Here is a 22,951-nt window from a genome sequence, read left to right as displayed (position 1 = left end):
CGACCTGATTGTCCCTCGGAGCCGGATAAGAGATGCAGTCCCCCGCCGAACGGAAGCATTCCGACACCACATCCAGCGCTGGGCGCGTTCTGCCCCTGGAACCGCCGGAACCAACACTGCCCGACGGCACGCCCCGGCGGGTGGGGGTGGAAATCGAGTTCGCGGGGTTGGACGCCGCCGATACCTCCCGTCTGGTCCGATACATCTATGGCGGGCGGATCGAGATCGAAGATGAGCACCGCCGTCACATCGTGGGCACGTCCCTGGGCGACTTCACGGTGGAGCTGGACTGGTTCGCCGCCCATGGCAGCCGCAAGAACGATGAGCAGCCCAAGGGCACGCTGGACGAGATCGAGGAGAAGATCCGTGCCGCCGTCGGCGATGTCGGCAGCATGGTGATGCCCTACGAAATCTCCTGCCCGCCGGTGCCCATCGACAAGTTGACGGAGCTGGACGCGCTGGTCGAGGGGCTGCGCCGCAGCGGAGCGCAGGGGACGGAGGGGCGGTTCTTCTATGCCTTCGGTCTGCATTTCAACCCGGAAGCCAGCCGCCGGGATGCCGACGGCATCCTCAATGTGCTGAAATCCTATCTTCTACTGTCCTCCTGGCTCCGCGAGCAGATGGACATCGACATGGCGCGCCGGGTGGCGCCGTTCGTCCACCGCTTTCCCGACCCCTATGCCGCCCTGGTGCTGGAGCCGGATTACCGGCCGGATCTGCTGCGTCTGGCCCGCGACTACATGCACTGGAACCCTTCCCGGAACCGGGAGCTGGACCTCTACCCGCTCTTCGCCTGCATCGTGCCGGAAGCGCTGACAAACATGCGCAGCGACCCGCATGTGAAGGCGCGGCCGACCTGGCACTGGCGGCTGCCCGACAGCCGCGTCGGCGTTCCGGGCTGGTCCATCGTGCCGGATTGGAACCGCTGGGTGCAGGTGGAGCGGCTGTCCATCGATGGCTGGGCTCTGGACGAGTTGGGTGCGATGTGGCGGGAGCGGTGGAAGGCGGGGGCGCTGACGGAATGGCCCGGCATCGTCCAGCGCTGGATGGCACCGTAAGGGGGCGGGCGTGGCACGGCGCAGAAAACCGCTGATCGGGGTGACCGCATCGGCGACCGGCAGCATCGTCCCCTGGCTGTTCAACCGCATGGCCGTGTGGCGGGCAGGCGGCGAGGCCGTGCGGCTGACCCCGGACCGGCGGTGCGGCTTCTCCAACCTGGACGGGCTGGTCATCGGCGGCGGTGACGACATCACTCCCACCCTGTACGGCGCGCAGGTGGAGCCCACCATCAAGATCGATCCCGAGCGCGACGCGCTGGAGCTGGAGGCGCTGGACTGGGCCGACCGGTGCGGCAAGCCGGTGCTGGGCATCTGCCGCGGCTCCCAAATGATCAATGTGCATCGGGGCGGTACGCTGCACACCGACATCTACAAGGTCTATGTGGAAGCGCCGCGGCTGCGCACGGTGCTGCCGCGCAAGATCGTCTGCATCGATCCGGAAACCCGCCTCCATGCCGTGCTGGGGGAGGGGGAATGCCGGGTCAACGCCCTGCACCACCAGTCGGTGGACAAGGTCGGCGCCGGCGTCCGCATCGCCGCCCGCGACATCCACGGCATCGTCCAGGCAGTGGAGGTGCCGGACCGCAGCTTCTGGCTGGGGGTACAGTGGCATCCGGAGTTCCTGCTGCTCGATGGCGGCCAGCAGCAGCTTTTCCGTACCCTGGTCCGCACCGCGGCAGGCGTGGATACGCGCCGGATGGCGGCGGAATAGCCCTTCAAATCCAGCGCCGGCCGCGTCAGACTTCCGCGAAAGTGGCAGCCGAAGGCGCAGGGAATGGCGGAGCAGCGGATATTGGCGCGCGTGGCGTTCGACCCGAAGCTGCGCACCTATGTTTTCCTTCAGGCCGTGCTCGTCGGCACGCTCTCCATCGTCGGGCTGCTGACCCTACCTTTGTTCCTCTGGCTCGCCTGGTGGTGGTCCGGCCGGCATTTCCAGTCCCTCTCCTGCACATTGACCGAGCGGCGGCTGCTGACCGGCAAGGGCGTGCTGTTCCGGCGCGAGCGGGCGATACCGCTGGACAAGATCCAGGATGTCAGCCTGATCCGCGGGCCCTTGCTCAATGCGCTTGGGCTGGTGAAGCTGCGGGTGGAGACGGCCGGGTCCGGCAGCCATGGGGAAGGGGCCGCGGCGGATCTGACCGGCGTGGCGGGGGCGGAAGCGTTCCAGGAGCTTGTCCTGGCCCAGCGCGACCGCGAGGCGGAGCGGCACGGGCCGGCCGTCCCCGCTCCCGACCGTCAGGAGCCCGCGGGGATCGGCGGGACACTGGCGGAGATGCTGGAAGTCCTGAAGCGGATCGAGGCCAAGCTGCCGGCCGGCTGAGCGGTGCCGGCGGGGCTCGGCCCCGCCGTGCGTGGCGGCCCTACCCGAACAGGGCGTCGATGTCCGCCTGGGACACGGTCCCGCCCTTCGCCGGAGCCGCAGGAGGCGGCGGAGGTGGTGGTGGTGGGGGCGGAGGTGGAGGCGGCGGCGGAGTTGCCGGCTTGGCCTCCGCCAGCGCATCGCCCCAGCCATCGTCGTCCGCAGCCTCCGCCGCGGCGGGAGGAGCGGGCGGCGCAGGCGGCGTGGCCGGCGCTGCGCCGATCACGTCGAAAAGGGCGTCGATATTGTCCTGGGTGACGCCGCCCTCGGACGGGCCGTGCAGCAGATGCGCGTCGGGGCGGCTGTCGCCGGGCTTGGTGGCGAACAGGCCGTCATCGCCCAGCCCCATGGCCTTGCGCTCCTCCACCCCCCAGATCTCGATCATCGTATTCACCCGCTGCTCGATGTAGCGCAGGGTGTTCACGACCTTCGTGGTGCGCTGGCCGGTGATGTCCTGGAAGCTGCAGGCCGTCATGATCTCGATGGTCTGCATCTCGATGTCGCTGACGGTGTCGGACGGCGGCAGCTTGCCCAACAGCGCCTGGATGCGCTCGGTGGCGTTCAGGATGTCGCCGGTGGCCCGTTCCGTGGCGGTGACGATGGCGTCCAGCTCATTGGTGGCCGCCATGATCCGGTTGGCGCCGGCATCCATGGGGCGGAGCTGGGCGATCTCCATCCTGGTCTGCTCGATATAGCTGGAGAGCTGCTTCAGCTCCTCCCGCATGATCCGCAGATGGGGGGTCTGGCCGGCCACTTCCGGCGGCAAGCTGCCTCCGGACAGGCTGGCCAGGCGCATCACCTGCTCCGTCATGGCGGACAGCAGGGCGCGCCACTCCTCCTGGGCGACGATGCGGGTACGCTGGTCGCGCGTGCGCAGGAAGGCACGCCCCCGCGCCGACGACATCAGCGCCTCTTCCAGCGCCTCGTATTCCCGCTCGCTCAGCTGTCTCGAATCCATCCAACTCTCCGCCCGCGCAAGCCCTGATGCCAACCGCGATCAAGGTAGCGCCACCTATATAGCCTCATCCAACCGGTTAAGATTACCTCAATCTGTTCGCTTGCAACTTCATTCTGTTCCTCGGCACATAGACATTGCACATCCTGTAGCCCCCGCCCGCCGGGGAGCCGCAGGCTGATGGAAGAGTGGGAGAGTGCATCATGACGGACGGGCGGAACGGAGACTCCGCGCTGCTGATCGGATTCCCGGATGGCGGCGATCTTGCGGAGCGTCTGGCCGGTACGCTGGGCATGCCGTTCCGGCAGGCGTCGCTGCACCGTTTTCCCGATGGGGAAAGCCTGGTGCGCCTGGACGCGTCACCGCGCCGCGCGGTGATCGTCCGTTCGTTGGACCAGCCCAATTCCAAGCTGGTGGAGCTGCAGTTCCTGGCCGCCGCGCTCCGTGAGCGGGGGGCAGAACGCATCGACCTCGTCGCTCCCTATCTCGCCTATATGCGTCAGGACCTGGAATTCAATCCCGGCGAGGTGGTGAGCCAGCGCATCATGGGCCGCTGGCTGTCCGGGCTGTTCGACAGCGTGGTGACGGTGGAACCGCATCTGCACCGCACCCACGACCTGACGGAGGTCTTTCCCGGACGCCGGGCGCTCGCCCTGACTGCCGGGCCGCTGGCCGGCGAATGGGCGCGCGGACTCGGCGCGGATGAAGGCTGGACCGTGCTCGGCCCCGATGAAGAGGCGGCGGATCTGGTCGCCAGCGTGGCGCGGGCCGGAGGCATGGCCGGGCTCTGCGGCCGGAAGGAGCGGCGGGGAGACCGGGACGTGACGGTCACGTTGCCGCCCGGCACCGATCTCTCGGGCCGCACGGTGCTGTTGGTGGATGATGTGGTCAGCTCCGGCGGCACGCTGCTGGACGTGGCCCGCGTGGCGAAAGAGCATGGGGCCGCGCGGCTGCTGGCCTGCGCCATCCACGCCGTCTTCCCGGAGGAGATGATGACGACGTTCCGGGCCGCCGGGATCGAACAGGTCATCTCCGCCGACGGCATTCCCCACCCGACCAATGCCATCCCGCTCACCGGCCTGCTGGCCGATGCGGTGCGCAGCCTGGGGTGAGCCGCCTGCCTCACCCCTCAGTCGCCAAGAGCCGCCCCGTCCCGGCGCGGGTCGACGCCGCCTTGCAGGCCATCGGGCGTGACAAGAATGGCGTGCAGGCCGCTGTTCAGGTCCGCCCGCTCCACCTCATGCCCCAGCGCGCGTAGCGCTTCGGCCAGGGCGTCGCCTTCCGCTCCCGCCTCCACGACGGTGGAACCGTTGCGGTTGACGAGGTGCGGCAGGTCCAGCGCGGCCTGCGGGTCCATGCCCCAGTCCAGGATCGCCACCATGGCCTGCGCCACAAAGGCGATGATCGCTGTTCCGCCGGGGGAGCCGATGGTGAGCACCGGTCGTCCCTGCGCGTCGAACACCACCATAGGCGCCATGCTGGAACGGGGCCGCTTGCCGCCCGCGGGCGCGTTGGCTACGGGCAGCCCGCCCGCGCCCGTGGGCACGAAGGCGAAGTCCGTCAGCTCGTTGTTCAGCACCATGCCTCCGGCCACGATGCCGGAACCGAAGGCGAACTCCACGGAGTTGGTCATTGCCACGGTGAGTCCATCCCCATCCACCACCGACAGGTGGGTAGTTGAGGGAACGTCCGGTTCGGACCCCGGCGCATAGGCCCGGCCCTCCCGCCAGGGCGGATCGCCGGCAGGCACCGTCCCCCTGGTCGCCTGCGCCGGTTCAATGTCGGCGGCCCGTCCGGCAAGATAGCCGGGATCGATCAGGCCGCGCACCGGCACCTTGACGAAGGCCGGATCGCCGACGAAAACCTCCCGGTCGGCATAGGCGCGGCGGCTCGCCTCCGCGAAAAGGTGCCAGGCGGCGGGACCGTCCGCTCCCAGCTCCGCCATCGGAAACGCCTCCAACATACCCAGAATCTGAAGAACGGCGATGCCCCCGGCGGAGGGCGGAGCCATGCCGCAGACCTGCCACTGCCTGTATGGGGCGCAGACCGCGTCCCGTTCCAGCGCGCGGTACTGCGCCAAGTCCTGCTCCGTCGGCGTCGCGAGGCCGTCCGGGCCGGCCAAGCTGCGCAGGTGCCGCACGATCTCCTGCCCGATGGCTCCCTCATGCATCGCCTGCGGCCCGTCCGCCGCAAGCCGGCGCATGGTTTCGGCCAGGGCGGGATTGCGGAACATCTCCCCGATGGCAGGCGGACCGGCGCCGTTCCGGTAATACGTCGCCCGCATGTCCGGACGCGTCTCCAGCAGGTGTCGCCAACTGGTCAGCACCTCCACCATGCGCGGCTGAGCCGGAAAACCTTCCTCCGCCAGACGGATCGCGGGCTGGAACAGGTCGGCCCAGGGCAGCCGGCCGTGGCGGTCATGGGCCAGCTTCATCATGGCCGCCAGTCCGGGAACGCCCACCGCCCTCGCGTTGTCCAGCGCCTCGAAGAACGGCATCGGCTGGCCATCGGGCAGCAGGAACCGGCCGGGGCTTGTGGCGGCAGGCGCGGTTTCCCGCCCGTCATAGGTCGTGACCTCCCCGCCAGGGGCGGCAACCACCATGAAGCCGCCCCCGCCGAGCCCGCTGGACTGCGGTTCCACCAACCCCAGCACGAGTTCCGCCGCGATAGCCGCATCCACGGCGCTGCCGCCCTGGCGCAGCATCTCGCGCCCAGCCTCCGCCGCCAGGGAATTCGCGGCGGCGACCATGTGCTGGCCGGCGGTGGAGAGGGTGCGCTCCTTCCGGCCCGTCGCGGGCTCCGGCCCGGAAAACTGCGCCGCGGCCGTGAACGGAGCCAGCAGGCAGAAGCCGAGGAGCAGGGGAAGGGCAGGGCGGAAACAGCGTGCGGGGAGGTCTGTCATGGCGGAAAGTGTGCCATGCCTTCGCACTTGCGAAAACCCGGATCGGAGCACGATCCCGAACGGATTGCGTGGGCTCCAAATGCGGAAAGGGCGCCGACGAATTCCGTCGGCGCCCGAACCACTCCGCAAGCGCAGATCAAATCTTGTAAAGAGCTGCGCGCGGGAAGCGGGTTCCCGCGCACGCCGACCAAACGGATCGGAAGCCCTGATCTATGGCCTGTAGCCGTGGATCAGATGACTTCGACCTTGTTGGCCTGCGGACCCTTCTGGCCCATGCTGGTCTCCAGACGCACGCGCTGCTCCGGGGCCAGCGTGCGCACACCGGAACGCTCCAGCGCGGTGACGTGCACGAACACGTCCTTCCCGCCGCCATCCGGCGTGACAAAGCCGAAGCCCTTGTCGCTGCTGAAGAACTTCACGGTGCCCTCGATGGTCTCGGTCGGGCCGGCATCGTAGCCGCCGCCGAAGCCGCCAGCGCGCGGGGAGCGCGGACGGTCGCCGTAGCCACCGCGGTCGCCATAGCCGCCGCGATCGCCGCCGAAGCCGCCACGGTCACCGTAGCCGCCGCGGTCGCCGTAGCCGCCACGATCGCCGCCGAAGCCGCCGCGGGCGCCGAAGCCACCGCCGCCGCCAGCACGCGGAGAAGCAGTCGCGGTGGACTCGTCCACGCTGCTGATGGAGGCCACCTGCGGGCCCTTCTGGCCCTGGGACAGGTCGCACACGATGGTCGTGCCGTCGGCCAGGGCCTCATGGCCGGCGGACTGCACAACGGACGCGTGCAGGAAGGCGTCCGGAGAACCATCGGACAGGGTAACGAAACCGAAACCCTTGGTGGGGTTATACCATTTGACGGTGGCGGTGACGCCCCGACGGGTGATCTGCGGGCTCTGCGGAGAACGGCGATCGTACATGTGGTCTTGAACTCGACTGGTCGAACGATTGAGGAACTTGACCGGCTTGCCGGCTGCAAGGACGAAAGCCGGACCCCTGCGCCGAACCGTCGGACGCGGTAGAGCCGATCAGCCACCCCAGACTGACCTTATACCGACTCGCCTCCGCTTGCACCATGAAAGCCGAGGGGTGCTCCGGAAGGGCTATAGCCCTACAGGATCAGCCGGACGGACGGGATGTGGGGGCACGAAGGCCGAGAATCCGCCACCCCTTGTCGAATTCGGGTCCGGCCGCCTGCAACCCGACGCAATGCGGTCAGATCATGGCCGGTATGCAAAATCCGGAAGGTGCCAGGCCGGGGCCTTCCAGACAGCGCCATATTCCGCACCCTTACTTAAAATAATGGCGGTTTCCTGGTATATTGTTCCTTAACGCATCCAGTATGGGTAGATTATGTCGCAGTCGGCCGTTCACGGCATTGCGCAGACACATGACCGGACCAAGAAGCTCCGATAACGCTCCGCAGGCGGCCCTGTCGCTGAAGGATCGGTTCATCGCCTGGTGGGAAGGGTACGACCTTTCCGCCATCCTGAGCCGCCGTCTGCGTGATTCGGATTTCGGGTCGGTGATGGACGGCTCGTCCGCGGCGGCGCATGGGGCCGTCGGAAACGGGCGACACCTGAACCGCCACAACAAGCCGCTCTGGACCGCGTCCCGCATCCAGGTGGCGGAGAAGATCTGGGGCCATGGTTTCGCCACCCCCGGCGGCACCGACCACATTCCAACCCTGGTGAAGCCGCTGGGCCTGAATCCGGCGATGAGCGTGCTGGATATCGGCGCCGGACTGGGCGGGTCCAGCCGCGCCATGGCCACCCAGTACGGGGCCTGGGTCACCGGTCTGGAGTACAATCCCGTCCTGGCGGAGGCGGGCATGTTCCGTTCCCACAAGGCCGGCCTCGCCCGCCAGGCGCCCATCAGCCAGTTCGATCCGGAGCATTTCACCTTCAACAAGCGCGTGGACGCCATCTTCTCGAAGGAGGCGCTCTATACCGTGCACAACAAGGACGGGCTGATCGACGCGATCGAGGCCTGCCTGAAGCCGAAGGGACAGCTCCTCTTCACCGACTATGTGATCGACAACAGCCGGCAGCGGGGGCGGGACTTCGATGGCTGGGCCGCGCACGAACCGGTCGAACCCCATCCCTGGTCGGTGGAGCAGTATTCCGCCGCCTTGCAGCAGCGGAACCTCGACATCCGCATCGCGGAGGATATCTCCGACGCCCAGGTCACCATGATCGTCACCGCCATCCAGCAGCTCGTGAAGCATCTGGAAACGGTTGCCATGGACCGGGAAACCAAGCTCGCGGTGGTGGAGGAGGTGGAGCTCTGGGCCCGCCGCGTCGCCGCCCTGTCCAGCGGGCTGCGCTGCTACCGCTTCTACGCCATGAAGCCTGCGGACCTTTCATAAAGGAAACGGAACCGCGGCGTCCGCCACGGTTCCGTCCATACCTTTGCACTTGTGCGCGTCCGCCTCAGCCCTGGTCGGGACTCAGCGGCAGCGGCACGAAGACCGCGCCCTGTTCCGTCTGGCGCAGCACCACCAGCGAGTCGCGGCCGTCCTTGCGGGCCTGCTGGATGGCCTGGGTCAGATCCTCCGGACCCTGGACCGGCTGGCGGTTGGCGCGGGTGATCAGGTCGCCGGGCTGGAAGCCCCGCTCCGCCGCCGGTGATCCGGGCTGTACCCCGACCACCACGGCGCCGGTAGCGTCGTCCGGCAGGCCGAACTGCTGCCGCACCTCCGGCGATCCGGCGGGCGCCAGGGCCAGTCCCAGCGGGCTGCCCTGATCCTGCGGCGCGGCCTCCGCGGTCTGCTGCTCACGCGGCAGCTCGCCGACCTGGGCCTGGATGGTCTGCCGCTCGCCCTCGCGCAGAACCTCCAACTGCACCCGCTCGCCGGGGTCGATGTCGGCCACCCGGCGGGACAGGTCGCGCGGTTCCTCCACCGTCTCGCCGTTGACCGACACCACCACGTCGCCGGTCTGAAGCCCCGCGCGGGCGGCAGGGCTGTCGGGGGAGACGGAGGAGACCAGAGCCCCCTCCTGGGCCTGGAGCCCCAGCGCCTCCGCGATCTCCTCCGTCACCGGCTGGATGGTGACGCCCAGGAAGCCGCGGGTGACGAAGCCCTGTTCCCGCAGCTCCGCCACCACCGAGGAGGCGATGGCCGAGGGTACGGAGAAGCCGATGCCAACACTGCCGCCGGTGCGGGAGAAGATGGCGGTGTTGACGCCGATCACCCGCCCGTCCATGTCGATCATGGGGCCGCCGGAATTGCCGCTGTTGATGGCGGCGTCGGTCTGGATGAAGTCGTCATAGTTCCCGGCCCCGATGTCGCGGGCGCGGGCGGAGATGATGCCGGCGGTCACGGAGCCGCCCAGCCCGAACGGGTTGCCGATGGCGATGATCCAGTCGCCCACCTCGGCCGCATCCGAGTCGCCCCAGGCCAGGGCCGGCAGCTCCTCGCCCACATCCACCCGCAGCAGGGCGATGTCGGTGGCGGGATCGGTGCCGACTACCTCGGCCTGAATGGTTCGGCCGCTCTCAAGCGTGACCTGCACCTCGGTCGCGCCTTCCACAACATGGTTGTTGGTGACGATGAAGCCGGACGGGTCGATGATGAAGCCGGAGCCCAGGGACCGTGTCGGCCGGCTCTGGGGCGGCTGGCCGGGAGCGCCCGGCGCACCGCCGCCAGGGCCGCCCGGCGGCTGGCCGAAGAAGTCCTCGAAGAAATCCTCGAAGGGCGAGCCCGGCGGGAAGGGGGAGGCGGGACCGCCCGGTATGCCGCCCGGCCCGGCCTGGGCCTCGCCGGACGCCGTGATGGTCACCACGGCGGGCAGCTTGGCCTTGGCGAGCTGGGAAAAGCTCACCGGCCGCTCGCCGTGCTGCATGCCGGTGGTCGCCGCCTCGCGCTGTTGCTGCTGCGGCGGAGCCTGCTCCGGCCCGCGCTGGGCGTTCGCAGCCGGGGCAGCGAGCGCCAGAGCCAGGGCCGCCGTGGCCCCCATCAGCAGGGACCGCCCGGGCGCCCGGCGCCGGTCAGGAATTCTGTGCGGCTGTGGGCGCGCATGCGGACATGCCATAAGCGGGTCCTCCCTTGTACACTGGGTAGAATGGTCGGAAGGAAAACGGCTGGCGGGGCGGAACGTCTCGCGCGGGCACGGAATCGCGCCCGCCATGGTTGACAGGCCGGATCGGCGCGATTATGGTCCGCGCCTCAAATTCCAGGCCCCAGCACCGAGTACCCGAAAATGAAGATCGTCAACTCTCTCAAGTCGATGAAGACCCGCCACAAGGCTTGCCGCGTCATCCGCCGCAAGGGCCGCGTCTACGTCATCAACAAGCAGAACCCCCGCTTCAAGGCCCGCCAGGGCTGAGTTCGGTTCAGGTTCGGCCGCAGGCGCGATTTGGCCCTGCGGATTGCGACAACCGCGCCATCCGGCGCGGTTTTCGTTGTTGGGGCACGCCGTTCGCGCACCCCGGGAGTAACGCTTCCACACTGTGGAAAAGCGTCTCAGATTCCTTGAAAGCACGGCTCCGCCCGCCCATCATCCCGGCCTGAACACCAGACAAGGCGGGGAGAAACGGCCATGCTGATGCCGGCGCCGGATCAGAGCGTGATCCGCAACCGCGCGGCCCTGATCGCGCGGCTGCAAGAGGCCGTGCCCAACGGCGTGATCGCCGATGAGCGCTCCCTCAAGCCCTATGAGACCGATGCGCTGACCGCCTACCGCCAGCTTCCGCTGGTTGTGGTGCTGCCCTCCAACACCGAACAGGTCGCGGCGGCGCTGAAAATCTGCAAGGAGATGGGGGCCAGGATCGTACCCCGCGGGGCCGGCACCGGCCTGTCCGGCGGCGCCTTGCCGCTGGCCGACGGGGTGACCATCGGCCTGTCCAAGCTGAACAAGATCCTGGACATCGATTACGAGAATCGCACCGTCACGGCCCAGCCCGGCGTCACCAACCTCGGCATCACCCATGCGGTGCAGCATGCCGGCTTCTATTACGCGCCCGACCCGTCCAGCCAGATCGCCTGCACCATCGGCGGCAATGTGGCGGAGAATTCGGGCGGCGTTCACTGCCTGAAATACGGCGTCACGGCCAACAATATCCTGGGCGTCGAGTTCGTCACCATTGATGGCGAGATCCTGCGCCTCGGCGGCAAGCACATGGATGCCGAGGGCTACGACCTGCTGGGCATCCTGACCGGGTCCGAGGGGCTGCTGGGCATCGTGACCGAGGTCACGGTGCGCATCCTGCAGAAGCCGGAAACGGCGCGCGCCGTGCTGGTGGGCTTCCCCACGGTGGAGGCCGGCGGCGAGACCGTGGCCGCCGTGATCGCCGAAGGCATCATCCCCGGCGGCATGGAGATGATGGACAACCCCGCCATCAACGCGGCGGAGGATTTCGTCGGCGCCGGCTATCCGCGCGACGCCGCCTCCCTCCTGATCGTGGAGCTGGACGGGCCGGCGGCGGAGGTCGACCACCTGATCCAGCGGGTGGAGACCATCGCCCGCGCCCGCGGGGCCACCTATATCCGCGTCAGCGCCAGCGAGGAGGAGCGCGCCGCCTTCTGGGCCGGTCGCAAATCCGCCTTCCCGGCCGTGGGCCGCATCAGCCCCGACTACATGTGCATGGACGGCACCATCCCCCGCAAAGCGCTGCCCCACGTCCTCCAGCGGATGGAGGAGATGCAAAGCGAGTTCGGCCTGCGGGTCGCCAACGTGTTCCATGCCGGCGACGGCAATTTGCACCCGCTGATCCTGTTCGACGCCAACAATCCCGGCGAGCTGGAGCGCTGCGAGGCCTTCGGCGCGGCCATCCTGAAGCTGTGCGTGGAGGTCGGCGGTGTGCTGACCGGGGAGCACGGAGTCGGCATCGAGAAGCGGGACCTCATGACCCACCAGTTCGGGGAGGAGGATCTGGCGCAGCAGCAGCGGCTGAAATGCGCCTTTGATCCGGCCGGCCTGCTGAACCCCGGCAAGGTCTTCCCGCAGCTCCACCGCTGTGCCGAGCTGGGAAAGATGGTGGTGCATCAGGGCAAGCTGGCCTTTCCGGACATCCCGCGGTTCTGAGGGCCGGCATGATCCAGCTATCAAGGACACACCGTAGGTCGCAAGAAGCCGCAGGCGGATTGCGACACGCCCCGCCACAGCCACAGCCACCGTCCCAATCCGCTCCACGCCACACCCCGCTCCGGGCCGCCCACCTATCGGGAAACATCGCGCCATGACCACCTTCAAGCCCGAAACCGACGCCCAGGTGATCGAGGCCGTGCGCTGGGCGGTGGCGGAGAGCCAGCCGCTCAGCATCCAGGGCAGGGGCACCAAGGCGGCGCTGGGCCGGCCGGTCCAGGCGGCCCACACGCTCGACCTCTCCGCCCTATCCGGCATCGTCTCCTATGAACCGGAAGAGCTGATGCTGGTTGTGAAGCCCGGCACCTCCATGGCGGAGGTGGAGGAGACGCTCCGCGGCCGCGGCCAGGAGCTGGCCTTCGAGGCGCCGGATTACGGCCCTCTTTTCGGTGCCGGAACGAACGAGGGCACGATCGGCGGCCTGATCTCCGCCGGGCTGTCGGGCCCGCGCCGGGTGAAGTGGGGGGCGGCCCGCGACCATATCCTGGCGACCTCCGCCGTGTCCGGCCGGGGGGAGCTGTTCAAGGCCGGGGCCAAGGTGGTGAAGAACGTCACCGGCTACGACCTGCCCAAGCTTCTGACCGGCGCCTTCGGCACGCTGGGCGTGCTGACGGAGATCACGCTGAAGGTGCTGCCGGCGGCGGAGGTGACGCGCACCTGTGTGCTGGCCGGGATCACCGCCGCGGATGCGGTCAAGGCCATGTCGGATGCCCTGGGCAGCGGGGCGGAGGTGTCCGGGGCCGCCTGGGTGCCGGCCGAGCTGGCCTTCCCTGGCCTGCCGCCGCGCACACCCTGCGCGCTGCTGCGGCTGGAAGGGCCGGAGGTCAGCGTGGCCGCCCGCCTGACCCTGCTGGAAGGGCTGCTGGCCGGCCGCGCCGCCATGGCGGTGCTGGATGTGATGGAAAGCCACGCCCTCTGGGCGGCCCTGCGCGATGCCACACCCTTCGCCGAGCGGCAGGAGATGGTGGTCTGGAAGCTGTCCGTGCCCCCGATGGAGGGGCGGCGGTGCTGGACCGGGTGCGGCAGGCCGTGCCGGGTGCGGTGGGCTGGCTGGACTGGGGCGGCGGGTTGATCTGGATCGGTCTGCCGGAGGGCGAGGCTGCGGAAGCCGCCGTGCGCGGCGCCATCCTCCCGCCCGGCCGCTTCAGCGGCGGCGGCCACGCCACCCTAATCCGCGCGCCGGAACCGGTCCGCGCCGGCATCCCCGTCTTCCATCCGCAGTCGGCCGCCGTGGCCGCCCTGTCCGCCCGGATCAAGCAGCAGTTCGACCCCCAGGGCGTGCTGAACCCCGGCCGGATGGTGGCGGGGGTGTGATGCCCGGCACTGACCGCCCATTTTATCGGAACATGCCGCGGCCGGTTTGCCGCGCAGCCTCGCAAAAGGCGATCTGACCCAAATGCAGACGAATTTCACCCTCGCCCAGTTGGCCGACAGCGATGTTGCGGAGTCGGAGAAGATCCTCCGCAAGTGCGTGCATTGCGGCTTCTGCACGGCCACCTGCCCGACCTACACCCAGTTGGGCGATGAGCTGGACAGCCCGCGCGGCCGCATCTACCTGATCAAGGAGATGCTGGAGAACGACCGGCCGGCGGACGAGGTCACGGTCAAGCACATCGACCGCTGCCTCTCCTGCCTGTCCTGCATGACCACCTGCCCCTCGGGCGTGCACTACATGCATCTGGTGGACCATGCCCGGCACCATATCGCGGAAACCTACCAGCGGCCGCTGCCCGACCGGGTCCAGCGCAGGATGCTGACGGAAATCCTGCCCTATACCGACCGCTTCCGCTGGGCGCTGCGCGGGGCGAAGCTGGGCAAGACCTTCGCGGGCGTGATGCCGGCGCGGCTGAAGACCATGCTGACCCTGGCGCCGGGCAAGATCCATGGACCGAGCCGGCAGGAGAAGCCGGGCGTGTTCCCGGCGGAAGCGCCGAAGCGCATGCGCGTGGCCCTGCTGTCCGGCTGCGTGCAGCCGGTGCTGGACCCCGACATCAACGAGGCCACCATCCGCCTGCTGAACCGGCTGGGGGCAGAGGTGGTGATCGCGGAGGGAACCGGCTGCTGCGGCGCGCTGACCCATCACATGGGGGCGAAGGAAAGCCAGTTCGCGCCGAACAATGTCCGCGCCTGGGTGCGGGAGATGGACGGCAAGGGGCTGGACGCCATCGTCATCACCGCGTCGGGCTGCGGCACCACGGTGAAGGATTACGGTTTCATGCTCCGCGATGATCCGGAGCTGGCGGAGAAGGCGGCGAAAATCTCCTCCATCGCCAAGGACATCACGGAAGTGCTGGCCATGCTGGGCCTGCCGGAAACGGCGAAGGCGCCGGAAAAGCTGCGGGTCGCCTATCATTCCGCCTGCTCCATGCAGCACGGTCAGAAGATCAAGGAGCTTCCGGGCAACCTGCTGAAGCAGGCCGGTTTCGAGGTGGTGGGCGTGCCGGAGGGGCACATCTGCTGCGGCTCCGCCGGCACCTACAACATCCTCCAGCCGGAGCTGGCCGGCCAGCTCCGCGAGCGCAAGGTGCGGAACATCGAGAGCGTGCGGCCGGACCTCGTCGCCACCGGCAATATCGGCTGCATGACCCAGATCGCCCAGGGCACCGGGATTCCGCTGGTCCACACGGTGGAGCTGCTGGACTGGGCCACCGGCGGCCCGAAGCCGGCCAAGCTGGCGGAGGCCCGGGTGCCAGAGGTGGCGGCGGAGTGATCTCCGGCGGAAGTAAGTCCTCACCCTGAGCCTGTCGTCGCGTCAGCGGACGAGGGAGGCAGCCAGGGCGAGGACTGACAGATCTAAACCCCGAATTCCCCTACTTCTTTCCGATCAGCGTGCCGGCCCCGCCCTCGGTGAAGATTTCCAGCAGGATGGCGTGGGGGACGCGGCCGTCCAGGATGACGGCGGCTTCCACGCCGCCCTCCACGGCGGACAGGCAGGTCTCGATCTTCGGGATCATGCCGCCGGTGGCGGTGCCGTCGGCGATGGCGGCCTTGGCGGCATCCACCGTCAGCTCCGGAATCAGCGTCTTCGTCTTGTCCAGCACGCCGACCACGTCGGTCAGCAGCAGCAGGCGCGTGGCCTTCATGGCGGCGGCGATGGCGCCGGCCGCCGTGTCGGCGTTGATGTTGTAGGTCTGGCCGTCCTCGCCGATGCCGATCGGGGCAATGACCGGGATGATGTCGGCCTGGCGCAGCTTCAGCAGCAGGCCGGGATTGATCCGGAACGGGTCGCCGACGAAGCCGAGATCGATGATCTTCTCGATGTTGCTGTCCGGGTCGCGCTTGGTGCGGGTGACCTTGCGCGCCTCGATCAGGTCGTCATCCTTGCCGGACAGGCCGATGGCATCGCCGCCGGCATCGTTGATCAGGGCCACGATCTGCTTGTTGATGGAGCCGGACAGCACCATCTCCGCCACCTCGACCGTTTCCCGGTCGGTGATGCGCAGCCCGTCCACGAACTCCGACTTGATCTTCAGCCGCTCCAGCATCTGGCCGATCTGGGGGCCGCCGCCATGCACCACGATGGGGTGGATGCCGACCTGCTTCATCAGCACGATGTCGCTGGCGAACTTGATGGCCAGCGACTCGTCGCCCATGGCATGGCCGCCATACTTCACCACGATGGTCTTGCCGGCATAGCGCCGCATATAGGGCAGCGCCTCCGACAAGGTGCGCGCCTTCGCGATCCACTCGTCGCGGGACAGGCTGGGGGCGGCGGGTGCGGTCATGGCGGCTTCCCGATGCTGGGGGGAGGGGGCGGGCAAACGGTCAGGTGCATAACATCACAGGCCGGCTCTGGGCAATGCCGCGGGCCGGCGGCCATCGCCGGAAAGGACAGCGCCCCTGGACAGGCTGCGCGGAGGAAGGGTGGCGCGGGGAGTAGCTCAAACGCTTGGTGGCATCCCCCGGACGTGGCATCCTCTACCGCTTCGATTGTCACCAGGACGCCCAGCGATGCGATCACGCCGACTCCTTATCCGCCCGATTCTCGCCACCGCCGCCGCGGCCCTGCTGCTCGGCCAGTCGCCGGCGGCGTTCGCCCAGTCGACGGCGAAGCCGGCGGCCGCGGCAAAGCCGGCCGCTGCGGTGGACATCCCCTATGAGCGCATCACGCTGCCCAACGGCCTGCGCGTGCTGGTCCATACCGACCGCAAGGCCCCGGTGGTGGCGGTGGGCGTCTGGTACCATGTCGGCAGCAAGGACGAGAAGCCGGGCCGCACCGGCTTCGCGCACCTGTTCGAGCATCTGATGTTCCAGGGGACGGAGAACTACAAGGGCGAGTGGTTCGCCCCGTTCGAGCAGGTGGGGGCGACGGACCAGAACGGCACCACCAGCCTGGACCGCACCAACTACTTCCAGACCGTGCCGACCACGGCTCTGGACATGGCGCTCTGGCTCGAATCCGACCGCATGGGCCATTTCATCGGCAGCGTGGACCAAGCCAAGCTGGATGAGCAGCGCGAGGTCGTGAAGAACGAGAAGCGCCAGGGCGAGAACCAGCCCTATGGGCGGGTCTGGGCATCCCTCCTGTCCGGGTTGTTCCCCTCCGGCCATCCCTACAGCTGGACCACCATCGGCTCCATGGAGGATCTGGCGGCGGCATCGCTGGACGATGTGAAGGAGTGGTTCGGGCGCTATTACGGCCCCGGCAACGCCGTGCTGGTGCTGTCGGGAGACATCGACGCGACTACGGCCCGGCCGCTGGTGGAGAAGTATTTCGGCGATATCCCGCCGGGCCCGAACCTTGTCCGCGACCTGCACAAAGTGCCGGACCGGGCGGCCGATACCCGCACCCGGCTGGAAGACCGGGTGCCGCAGCCCATGGCGCGGCGTGCCTGGGCGGTGCCGGGCATCGACACGCGGGAGAGCGCGCTGCTCGACCTCGCGGCCCAGGTGCTGGGCGGCGGCAAGACCTCCCGCCTGTACAAGGAGCTGGTCTACGACCGTCAGATTGCCACCAGCGCCTCCGCCGGCAATATCTCGTTCGAGCTGGCCTCCATGTTCATGGTGACCGTTATGCCGAAGCCGGGCGCGGACCCGGCGGAAGCGGAAAAGCTCATGGAGCAAGTTATCGCCGAGTTCCTGGAGAAGGGACCGACGGCGGAGGAGCTGGAGCGGGCCAAGACCGTCTACCGCGCCAATTTCGTCCGCGGCGTCGAGAAGGTGGGCGGCCGGAGCGGCAAGGCCACCATCCTGGCAGAAGGGGAGCTGTATCACGGCGACCCCGCCCACTATGCGACCTGGCTGAACTGGATCGAGACGGCAACTCCGGCCGAGGTCCACGCGGCGGCGCGCGAGTGGCTGAAGCGCGGCTGGCACCAGGTCGACGTGGTCCCGGTCCCGGCCTATTCCGTGTCCGGCGGCGGGGCCGACCGATCCGCCTTGCCGGTGGTGGACACCACGCCCGAGTTGAGCTTCCCCGAGATCGAGACGGCCAAACTGTCCAACGGCATCCAGGTGTCGCTGGCCCGGCGTACGGCGGTGCCGACGGTGCAGGTGGCCTTGCAGTTCGATGCCGGCTATGCCGCCGACTCGACCGACAAGCCGGGCGTCGGCTCCTTCGCCGCCGAGCTGATGGACGAAGGCACGAAGAGCCGCGATGCGCTCACCATCGCGGCGGAGCTGGAAGGGCTGGGGGCGGAGCTGTGGCTGCGCAACAATCTGGATGCGGCCTATGCCGGAGTTTCAGCGCTGCGGGACAAGCTGTCTCCCTCCCTGGCCCTGTTGGCCGACGTGGTGCGGAATCCCGCCTTCAAGACGGAGGAGATCGACCGGCTGCGCGGACGCTGGCTCGCCGGCATCCAGCAGGAGAAGGCCAATCCGCGCAATCTCGTCGCCCGCTTGCTGCCGCCGGCGCTCTATGGCAAGGACCACGCCTATGGCAAGCCGCTGACCGGCAGCGGGACGGAAGCCAGCATCGAGGCGCTGACCCGCGACGATCTGGTCGCCTTCCACCGGGACTGGATACGACCGGACAATGTCCGCATCTTCGCCGTCGGCGACATCACCTTGAAGGAGCTGACGGCGGAGCTGGAGACGGCCCTCGGCAACTGGAAGCCGCCCGCCATGGCGCGCCCGGCCAAGAACCTGGCCAAGGTCGCCCCGTCAGGCACCCGCGTCGCCGTGGTGGATCGCCCCGATGCGGAGCAGACGGTGATCATGGCCGGCCGCATCGGCCCGCTGGGATCGGCGGAGAACGACATCGCCCTGTCCGCCGCCAACGACATATTCGGCGGCATGTTCACCTCCCGCGTGAACATGAACCTGCGTGAGGACAAGGGCTGGTCCTACGGCGCGTCCAGCTTCCTGATGGGGGCGGTGGGGCAGCGGCCCTGGGTCATGTATGCGCCGGTGCAGACCGACAAGACCGGTGAATCGCTGGCCGAGATGCTGCGCGAGGCAAAGGCCTTCGCCGCCGACAGGCCTGCCTCGCCGGAGGAGATCGAGAAGGCGGTCCAGAACAATGTCCGCTCCCTGCCGGGCCAGTTCGAGACGGGGAATGCCGTGCTGAACCAGATGCTGTCGGACTCGCTCTATGGCCGGCCGGCGGATTACATCCTGGGCGTCAAGGCGAAGTACGAGGCTCTGAAGCCGGCGGATATCGGCGCCGCCGTCTCCGAGATGGTCCGCACCGACGACCTGCTCTGGGTCGTGGTCGGAGACCGCAGGAAGATCGAAAAGGCCGTGCGTGACTCCGGCCTCGGCCCGGTGGAGGTCTGGGACGCCGACGGCAACCGCATCGACTGACGCGGTTCGTCCACCCCGAATCGAAACGGCCGGCCCCTCGGGACCGGCCGTTTCTTTTTGATTCTTCGGCGCCCGTCCGTCAGGCGGCCGGTGCGGCAAGCCGCGTCAGGCTGGCGCGCAGCTCGGGGATGCCCATGCCGGTATCGGAGCTGGTGAAGACCACCTCGGGATGGGCGGCGCCATGCTTCTTCAAGGCCTCCGCCACATCGCGGCGGGTATGTTCCAGCGCCTTGTCGGTCATCTTGTCGGCCTTGGTGAGGACGATCTGATAGGGCACGGCGGCCTTGTTCATCATCGTCATCATCTCGACATCGGTGGGCTTCAGCCCATGCCGGCTGTCCACCAGCACCAGCGCCCGCTTCAGCGTCACCCGGCCCTTCAGGTACTGTTTGATGAAGTCCGTCCAGGCGGCGGAGCGCTCCTTGCTGACCTTGGCGTAGCCGTAGCCCGGCATGTCCACCATCACCAGCCGTCCGCCCAGATTGAAGAAGTTGAGCTGCTGGGTGCGGCCCGGCGTCTGGCTGGTGCGGGCCAGGGTGGTGCGTCCGGTCAGGGCGTTGATGAGCGAGGATTTGCCGACGTTCGACCGCCCGGCGAAGCAGATTTCCGGCAGCTCCGCCTCCGGCAGCGCCGTGGCCGCCTCCGCGCCCCAGAAGAAGTCGCACTCCTTGGCGAACAGAAGGCGGCCCGCCTCGATCTCCTCCGGCGTGAGGTCGCCGATAAGGGACGGGGTGATCTGGTACTGGCGGGTCATGTCGCTTCCTTGCCTTTCCAGGTGCCGGAGCGCCTTGCCCCTGACTGGCCCAGGAGATGCGATCCGGCAACCTAAATCTCCGTCACCCCGGCGAAAGCCGGGGCCCAGGAGTCCCGAGGGCGGTGCCCGCCGCCCCTCGGTCCCGGCTTTCGCCGGGATGACGGGAGTATCGGGCCCGCTGCCGCCCTGCCATGACTTCCGCTGCGGCAGGGCGCCGGGCCTTACGTCATCTTCACGCCCATGCGGCGCATGATGAGCCACTGCTGCAGGATGGCCAGCGTGTTGGACCAGGTCCAGTAGATCACCAGACCCACCGGGAAGGCGGCCATCATGAAGGTGAAGACGAAGGGCAGAACCAGGAACACCTTCTGCTGCACCGGGTCGGGGTTCGACGGGCTCAGCTTCTGCTGCAGGAACATGGTGACGCCCATCAGCAGCGGCCAGACGCCGATCATCAGCATGCTCGGCGGGTCCCAGGGGATCAGGCCGAACAGGTTGAAGATGGTGGTCGGGTCCGGGGCGGACAGATCGTCGATCCAGCCGAAGAAGGGCGCGTGCCGCATCTCGATGGTGACGAACAGCACCTTGTAAAGCGCGAAGAACACCGGGATCTGGAGCAGGATCGGCAGGCAGCCGGCCAGCGGGTTCACCTTCTCCGTCTTGTACAGCTCCATCATCTTCAAGGAGAGCTGCTGGCGATCCTCGCCGAAGCGCTTGCGCAGCTCCTCCATCTTGGGCTGGAGCTTCTTCATCTTGGCGAAGCTCTCATACTGCTTGTTGGCCAGCGGGAAGAAGAGCAGCCGCAGGAAGATGGTGAAGACCAGGATGGCGACGCCGAAATTCCCGAACAGCCCGCCCAGGAAGTGCAGCGCATGGAAGAACGGGATGGTCAGGAAGAAGAACCAGCCCCAGTCGACGGCATAGTTGAAGCGCGGGATGTTCAGCGCGTCGCCATACTCGTCCAGCAGGTCGGCCTTCTTGGCGCCGGCGAACAGGCGGTGGGTGGTGTCGACCGTCTGGCCCGGCGCCAGGGTGGCGGCCTCGGTGCGGTAGTCCACCTGATAGATGTCGGCGCCGGTGGCGTTCTGATGCACGACGCGGACATCGACCGTCTGGCTCTGGTCCGGGATCAGGCTGACCAGCCAGTATTTGTCGGTGATGCCGAACCAGCCGCCCGTGGTCTTCAGCGGGTCCGGCGTGTCCTGCATGTCCTCATAGTCGAATTCCTGCAGGACGCCGTCGAAGACGCCGACAGCCCCCTCATGCAGGATGAAGAAGCCGCTGGTCTCCGGCGTGCCGCGACGCTGGATGCGGCCATAGGTGGACAGGGCCGCCGGCGCGTCGCCTGTGTTCCGGACGCGCTGGTTCACGGTGAACATGAAGTTCTCATCCACCGCGAAAACCCGCTCGAACACCAGCCCCTGGCCGTTGTCCCAGCTCAGCACCAGCGGGTCGCCGGGGGTAAGCGTGCCGCCATCGGCGGTCCAGCGCGTCTCGGGGCCGGGCACCGGCATGCCTTCCGTTCCCACCCAGCCGAACTCGGCGAAGTAGGGGCTGGGCGTGCCGACGGGGCTCAGCAGCACGACCTCCGGGCTGTCCTCATCCGGGGTCACATGGTAGTTGGCGAGGCTGAGATCGTCGATGCGCCCGCCGATCAGGTTGATCGAGCCATGGAGCTGCGGCGTGCTGATGGGGATGCGGTTGCCTGCGGCGATCACCTCCGCCCGGTCCCGCGGACCTGTCGGCCCCTCGGTCACAGGGGCGGCGCCGGGCGTCAGCCGCGGCTGGGTCACATCCACCGTTTCTTCGGTGAGAGCCTTCTGGCGGGCAAGCTCCGCCTGACGGGCCTCCTGCCGAGGCTTCTCGTACAGGAAGTGGAACCCGAAAACGATGGCGACCGATAGCAGGATCGCCAGGATGAGATTCTTCTGGTCCGTCATTGGCTCTAGGTCCGTGCTCCGGGCCCGGGCCCCGGTCGGGGGCCGGTGACCGGCAATCAAGGTTTGGGGCGGTGGCTGCCGGCCTTATCGGCCGCAGCACCCGCCCCCCGCAATGTGGGTATGACCCTGCGCATCCGTCCGGACGCCGGGCTCAGGGACAGGGTCCCAGCCCGAGCCGCCCCACGGATGGCAGCGGAGCATGCGTCGCAGCGTCAGCCACGATCCCCGCGCCGCCCCGTGCCTAGATAGGGCATCCAGCGCATATTCGGAACAGGTAGGTTGGAACCGGCAGCTTGGTCCCAGCAGCGGGGACAGCACAAGCCGGTAGGCATGCACCAGCCCGCGCATCAGCCATACAGCCGGATTCCGGGCGATCCGGAGCCATCCATGCGGTGCAGCGGGGGCGTTCATGCCGCACCCTCCGGCCGGCCGGCGGATGGCGGCAGATTGCCCGCGCTTTCCGTCGCAGGGGCGGGGGAGGGGGCCGAATCGGCATCGGCCCGGCGGGGCAGCCAGGCTTTCATGCGCTTCAACGCCATCTCCAGGTCGGACTTCAGCGCCGCCCAGGGGCGGTGCACCGTTTCCTGGCGGGCCACCAGCACGAAATCGTGCCCAGGCGCCGCATTGGCCGCCAGCACCTCGGCAACGGCCGCGCGCAAACGGCGACGGGCGCGGTTGCGTTCAACCGCGCCTCCAACCTTCTTGCTGGCGGTGTAGCCCACCCGCACCGGCGGTTCACCGGGGTCCGGGTGCTGCTGCGCGTCATGCGCGCGCGCCTGAAGGATCACGCCGGGGGTGACCTGCTTGCGCCGGGTCCCGGCGACGGCCAGAAACTCCGGCCGCCGGGTGAGGCGCCCCACCTTGGCTGTATGCCGGGGCGCCATCGCGAACCGGCCTCAGGCGGACAGGCGCTTGCGGCCCACGCGGCGACGGTTGGCAAGGACCTTGCGGCCGCCGACAGTGGCCATGCGGGCGCGGAAGCCGTGCCGGCGCTTGCGGATGAGCTTGCTCGGCTGGTACGTACGCTTCACGGCAGGATACTCCAAGGGTTGGCTAGAAAAACGAAGCGCGTTGTATAGTGGCCGTCCGGGTGCGAGTCAATCTCGCGATGGCGCAGCCGCGCTCCGTGCCGGACATGGCGCTCATGCCGGCTCGTCAGGC

Annotated in this window: 21 protein-coding genes; 11 read left to right on the top strand and 10 right to left on the bottom strand. The window is 68.4% G+C overall.

Annotated features, from left to right (window positions below):
* Nucleotides 1-32 precede the first annotated feature (32 nt).
* From DOL89_RS11505 to DOL89_RS11495, 3 genes are all read left to right on the top strand, one after another.
* Nucleotides 33-1,058, top strand: a complete 1,026-nt coding sequence (locus tag DOL89_RS11505; protein WP_119679284.1) for an amidoligase family protein — start codon at nt 33-35, stop codon at nt 1,056-1,058.
* Between the two features lie 10 nt (nt 1,059-1,068).
* On the top strand, nt 1,069-1,770 hold the full coding sequence (locus DOL89_RS11500; protein ID WP_225889770.1) for a gamma-glutamyl-gamma-aminobutyrate hydrolase family protein: 702 nt from the start codon (nt 1,069-1,071) through the stop codon (nt 1,768-1,770).
* A gap of 63 nt (nt 1,771-1,833) precedes the next feature.
* Entirely contained in the window at nt 1,834-2,379 is a 546-nt protein-coding gene (locus tag DOL89_RS11495; protein ID WP_119679283.1) for a PH domain-containing protein, read from the top strand.
* A 40-nt stretch (nt 2,380-2,419) separates the two neighbouring features.
* Here the strand turns inward: DOL89_RS11495 and DOL89_RS11490 are convergent, their stop codons facing one another.
* Entirely contained in the window at nt 2,420-3,376 is a 957-nt protein-coding gene (locus tag DOL89_RS11490; RefSeq protein WP_119679282.1) for a hypothetical protein, read from the bottom strand.
* 200 nt (nt 3,377-3,576) lie between these two features.
* On the opposite strand from DOL89_RS11490, the gene DOL89_RS11485 reads away from it, so the two are divergent.
* Nucleotides 3,577-4,485: a ribose-phosphate diphosphokinase gene (locus DOL89_RS11485; RefSeq protein ID WP_119679281.1), complete on the top strand. Its 909-nt coding sequence runs from the start codon at nt 3,577-3,579 to the stop codon at nt 4,483-4,485.
* A 17-nt stretch (nt 4,486-4,502) separates the two neighbouring features.
* Here DOL89_RS11485 and ggt read toward each other — a convergent pair whose 3' ends face one another.
* Together ggt and DOL89_RS25945 are read right to left on the bottom strand one after the other, a co-directional pair.
* Complete coding sequence (gene ggt, locus DOL89_RS11480) at nt 4,503-6,275, bottom strand: gamma-glutamyltransferase (RefSeq protein WP_119679280.1); 1,773 nt, start codon at nt 6,273-6,275, stop codon at nt 4,503-4,505.
* A gap of 230 nt (nt 6,276-6,505) precedes the next feature.
* The gene (locus DOL89_RS25945; protein ID WP_119679279.1) at nt 6,506-7,186 is read right to left on the bottom strand and encodes a cold-shock protein; all 681 of its coding nucleotides are present in this window, start codon (nt 7,184-7,186) and stop codon (nt 6,506-6,508) included.
* 470 nt (nt 7,187-7,656) lie between these two features.
* On the opposite strand from DOL89_RS25945, the gene DOL89_RS11470 reads away from it, so the two are divergent.
* Nucleotides 7,657-8,634: an SAM-dependent methyltransferase gene (locus DOL89_RS11470; protein WP_119679278.1), complete on the top strand. Its 978-nt coding sequence runs from the start codon at nt 7,657-7,659 to the stop codon at nt 8,632-8,634.
* A 64-nt stretch (nt 8,635-8,698) separates the two neighbouring features.
* Here DOL89_RS11470 and DOL89_RS11465 read toward each other — a convergent pair whose 3' ends face one another.
* Complete coding sequence (locus DOL89_RS11465; RefSeq protein WP_119679277.1) at nt 8,699-10,225, bottom strand: Do family serine endopeptidase; 1,527 nt, start codon at nt 10,223-10,225, stop codon at nt 8,699-8,701.
* Nucleotides 10,226-10,468: 243 nt separating this feature from the next.
* Here DOL89_RS11465 and ykgO point away from each other — a divergent pair, with 243 nt between their 5' ends.
* From ykgO to glcF, 5 genes are all read left to right on the top strand, one after another.
* Nucleotides 10,469-10,594, top strand: coding sequence for a type B 50S ribosomal protein L36 (ykgO, locus tag DOL89_RS11460; protein WP_012973122.1), 126 nt, complete (start codon nt 10,469-10,471; stop codon nt 10,592-10,594).
* A 213-nt stretch (nt 10,595-10,807) separates the two neighbouring features.
* Nucleotides 10,808-12,292 (top strand): FAD-linked oxidase C-terminal domain-containing protein, encoded by a 1,485-nt coding sequence (locus DOL89_RS11455; RefSeq protein WP_119679276.1) that lies wholly within the window; start codon nt 10,808-10,810, stop codon nt 12,290-12,292.
* Between the two features lie 154 nt (nt 12,293-12,446).
* Nucleotides 12,447-13,424 carry an FAD-binding protein gene (locus DOL89_RS11450; protein ID WP_318658495.1) on the top strand — a complete coding sequence of 326 codons (978 nt, stop codon included), beginning with the start codon at nt 12,447-12,449 and terminating at the stop codon, nt 13,422-13,424.
* Entirely contained in the window at nt 13,358-13,666 is a 309-nt protein-coding gene (locus tag DOL89_RS25940; RefSeq protein ID WP_318658494.1) for a hypothetical protein, read from the top strand. Before DOL89_RS11450 ends, DOL89_RS25940 begins: the two co-directional genes overlap by 67 nt.
* An 82-nt stretch (nt 13,667-13,748) precedes the next feature.
* Complete coding sequence (gene glcF / locus DOL89_RS11445; protein ID WP_119679275.1) at nt 13,749-15,062, top strand: glycolate oxidase subunit GlcF; 1,314 nt, start codon at nt 13,749-13,751, stop codon at nt 15,060-15,062.
* A gap of 100 nt (nt 15,063-15,162) precedes the next feature.
* Here glcF and argB read toward each other — a convergent pair whose 3' ends face one another.
* The gene (argB, locus tag DOL89_RS11440; RefSeq protein ID WP_119679274.1) at nt 15,163-16,077 is read right to left on the bottom strand and encodes an acetylglutamate kinase; all 915 of its coding nucleotides are present in this window, start codon (nt 16,075-16,077) and stop codon (nt 15,163-15,165) included.
* A 226-nt stretch (nt 16,078-16,303) separates the two neighbouring features.
* Here argB and DOL89_RS11435 point away from each other — a divergent pair, with 226 nt between their 5' ends.
* Complete coding sequence (locus DOL89_RS11435; RefSeq protein WP_119679273.1) at nt 16,304-19,096, top strand: M16 family metallopeptidase; 2,793 nt, start codon at nt 16,304-16,306, stop codon at nt 19,094-19,096.
* Between the two features lie 79 nt (nt 19,097-19,175).
* Here the strand turns inward: DOL89_RS11435 and yihA are convergent, their stop codons facing one another.
* The 5 genes from yihA to rpmH form a co-directional block, all read right to left on the bottom strand.
* Complete coding sequence (gene yihA, locus DOL89_RS11430) at nt 19,176-19,850, bottom strand: ribosome biogenesis GTP-binding protein YihA/YsxC (protein WP_119679272.1); 675 nt, start codon at nt 19,848-19,850, stop codon at nt 19,176-19,178.
* Between the two features lie 221 nt (nt 19,851-20,071).
* Nucleotides 20,072-21,790, bottom strand: a complete 1,719-nt coding sequence (gene yidC, locus DOL89_RS11425) for a membrane protein insertase YidC (RefSeq protein ID WP_119679271.1) — start codon at nt 21,788-21,790, stop codon at nt 20,072-20,074.
* Nucleotides 21,791-21,874: 84 nt separating this feature from the next.
* Nucleotides 21,875-22,138: a membrane protein insertion efficiency factor YidD gene (gene yidD / locus DOL89_RS11420; protein WP_318658538.1), complete on the bottom strand. Its 264-nt coding sequence runs from the start codon at nt 22,136-22,138 to the stop codon at nt 21,875-21,877.
* Between the two features lie 59 nt (nt 22,139-22,197).
* On the bottom strand, nt 22,198-22,674 hold the full coding sequence (gene rnpA / locus DOL89_RS11415; RefSeq protein ID WP_119679269.1) for a ribonuclease P protein component: 477 nt from the start codon (nt 22,672-22,674) through the stop codon (nt 22,198-22,200).
* 12 nt (nt 22,675-22,686) lie between these two features.
* Nucleotides 22,687-22,821 carry a 50S ribosomal protein L34 gene (gene rpmH / locus DOL89_RS11410; protein WP_119679268.1) on the bottom strand — a complete coding sequence of 45 codons (135 nt, stop codon included), beginning with the start codon at nt 22,819-22,821 and terminating at the stop codon, nt 22,687-22,689.
* Nucleotides 22,822-22,951: the final 130 nt, after the last annotated feature.

This window comes from Indioceanicola profundi (assembly GCF_003568845.1).
Taxonomy (GTDB): domain Bacteria; phylum Pseudomonadota; class Alphaproteobacteria; order Azospirillales; family Azospirillaceae; genus Indioceanicola; species Indioceanicola profundi.
Note: the sequence above shows the minus strand (reverse complement) of the source record. Positions and strands in the feature narration are given on the sequence as shown.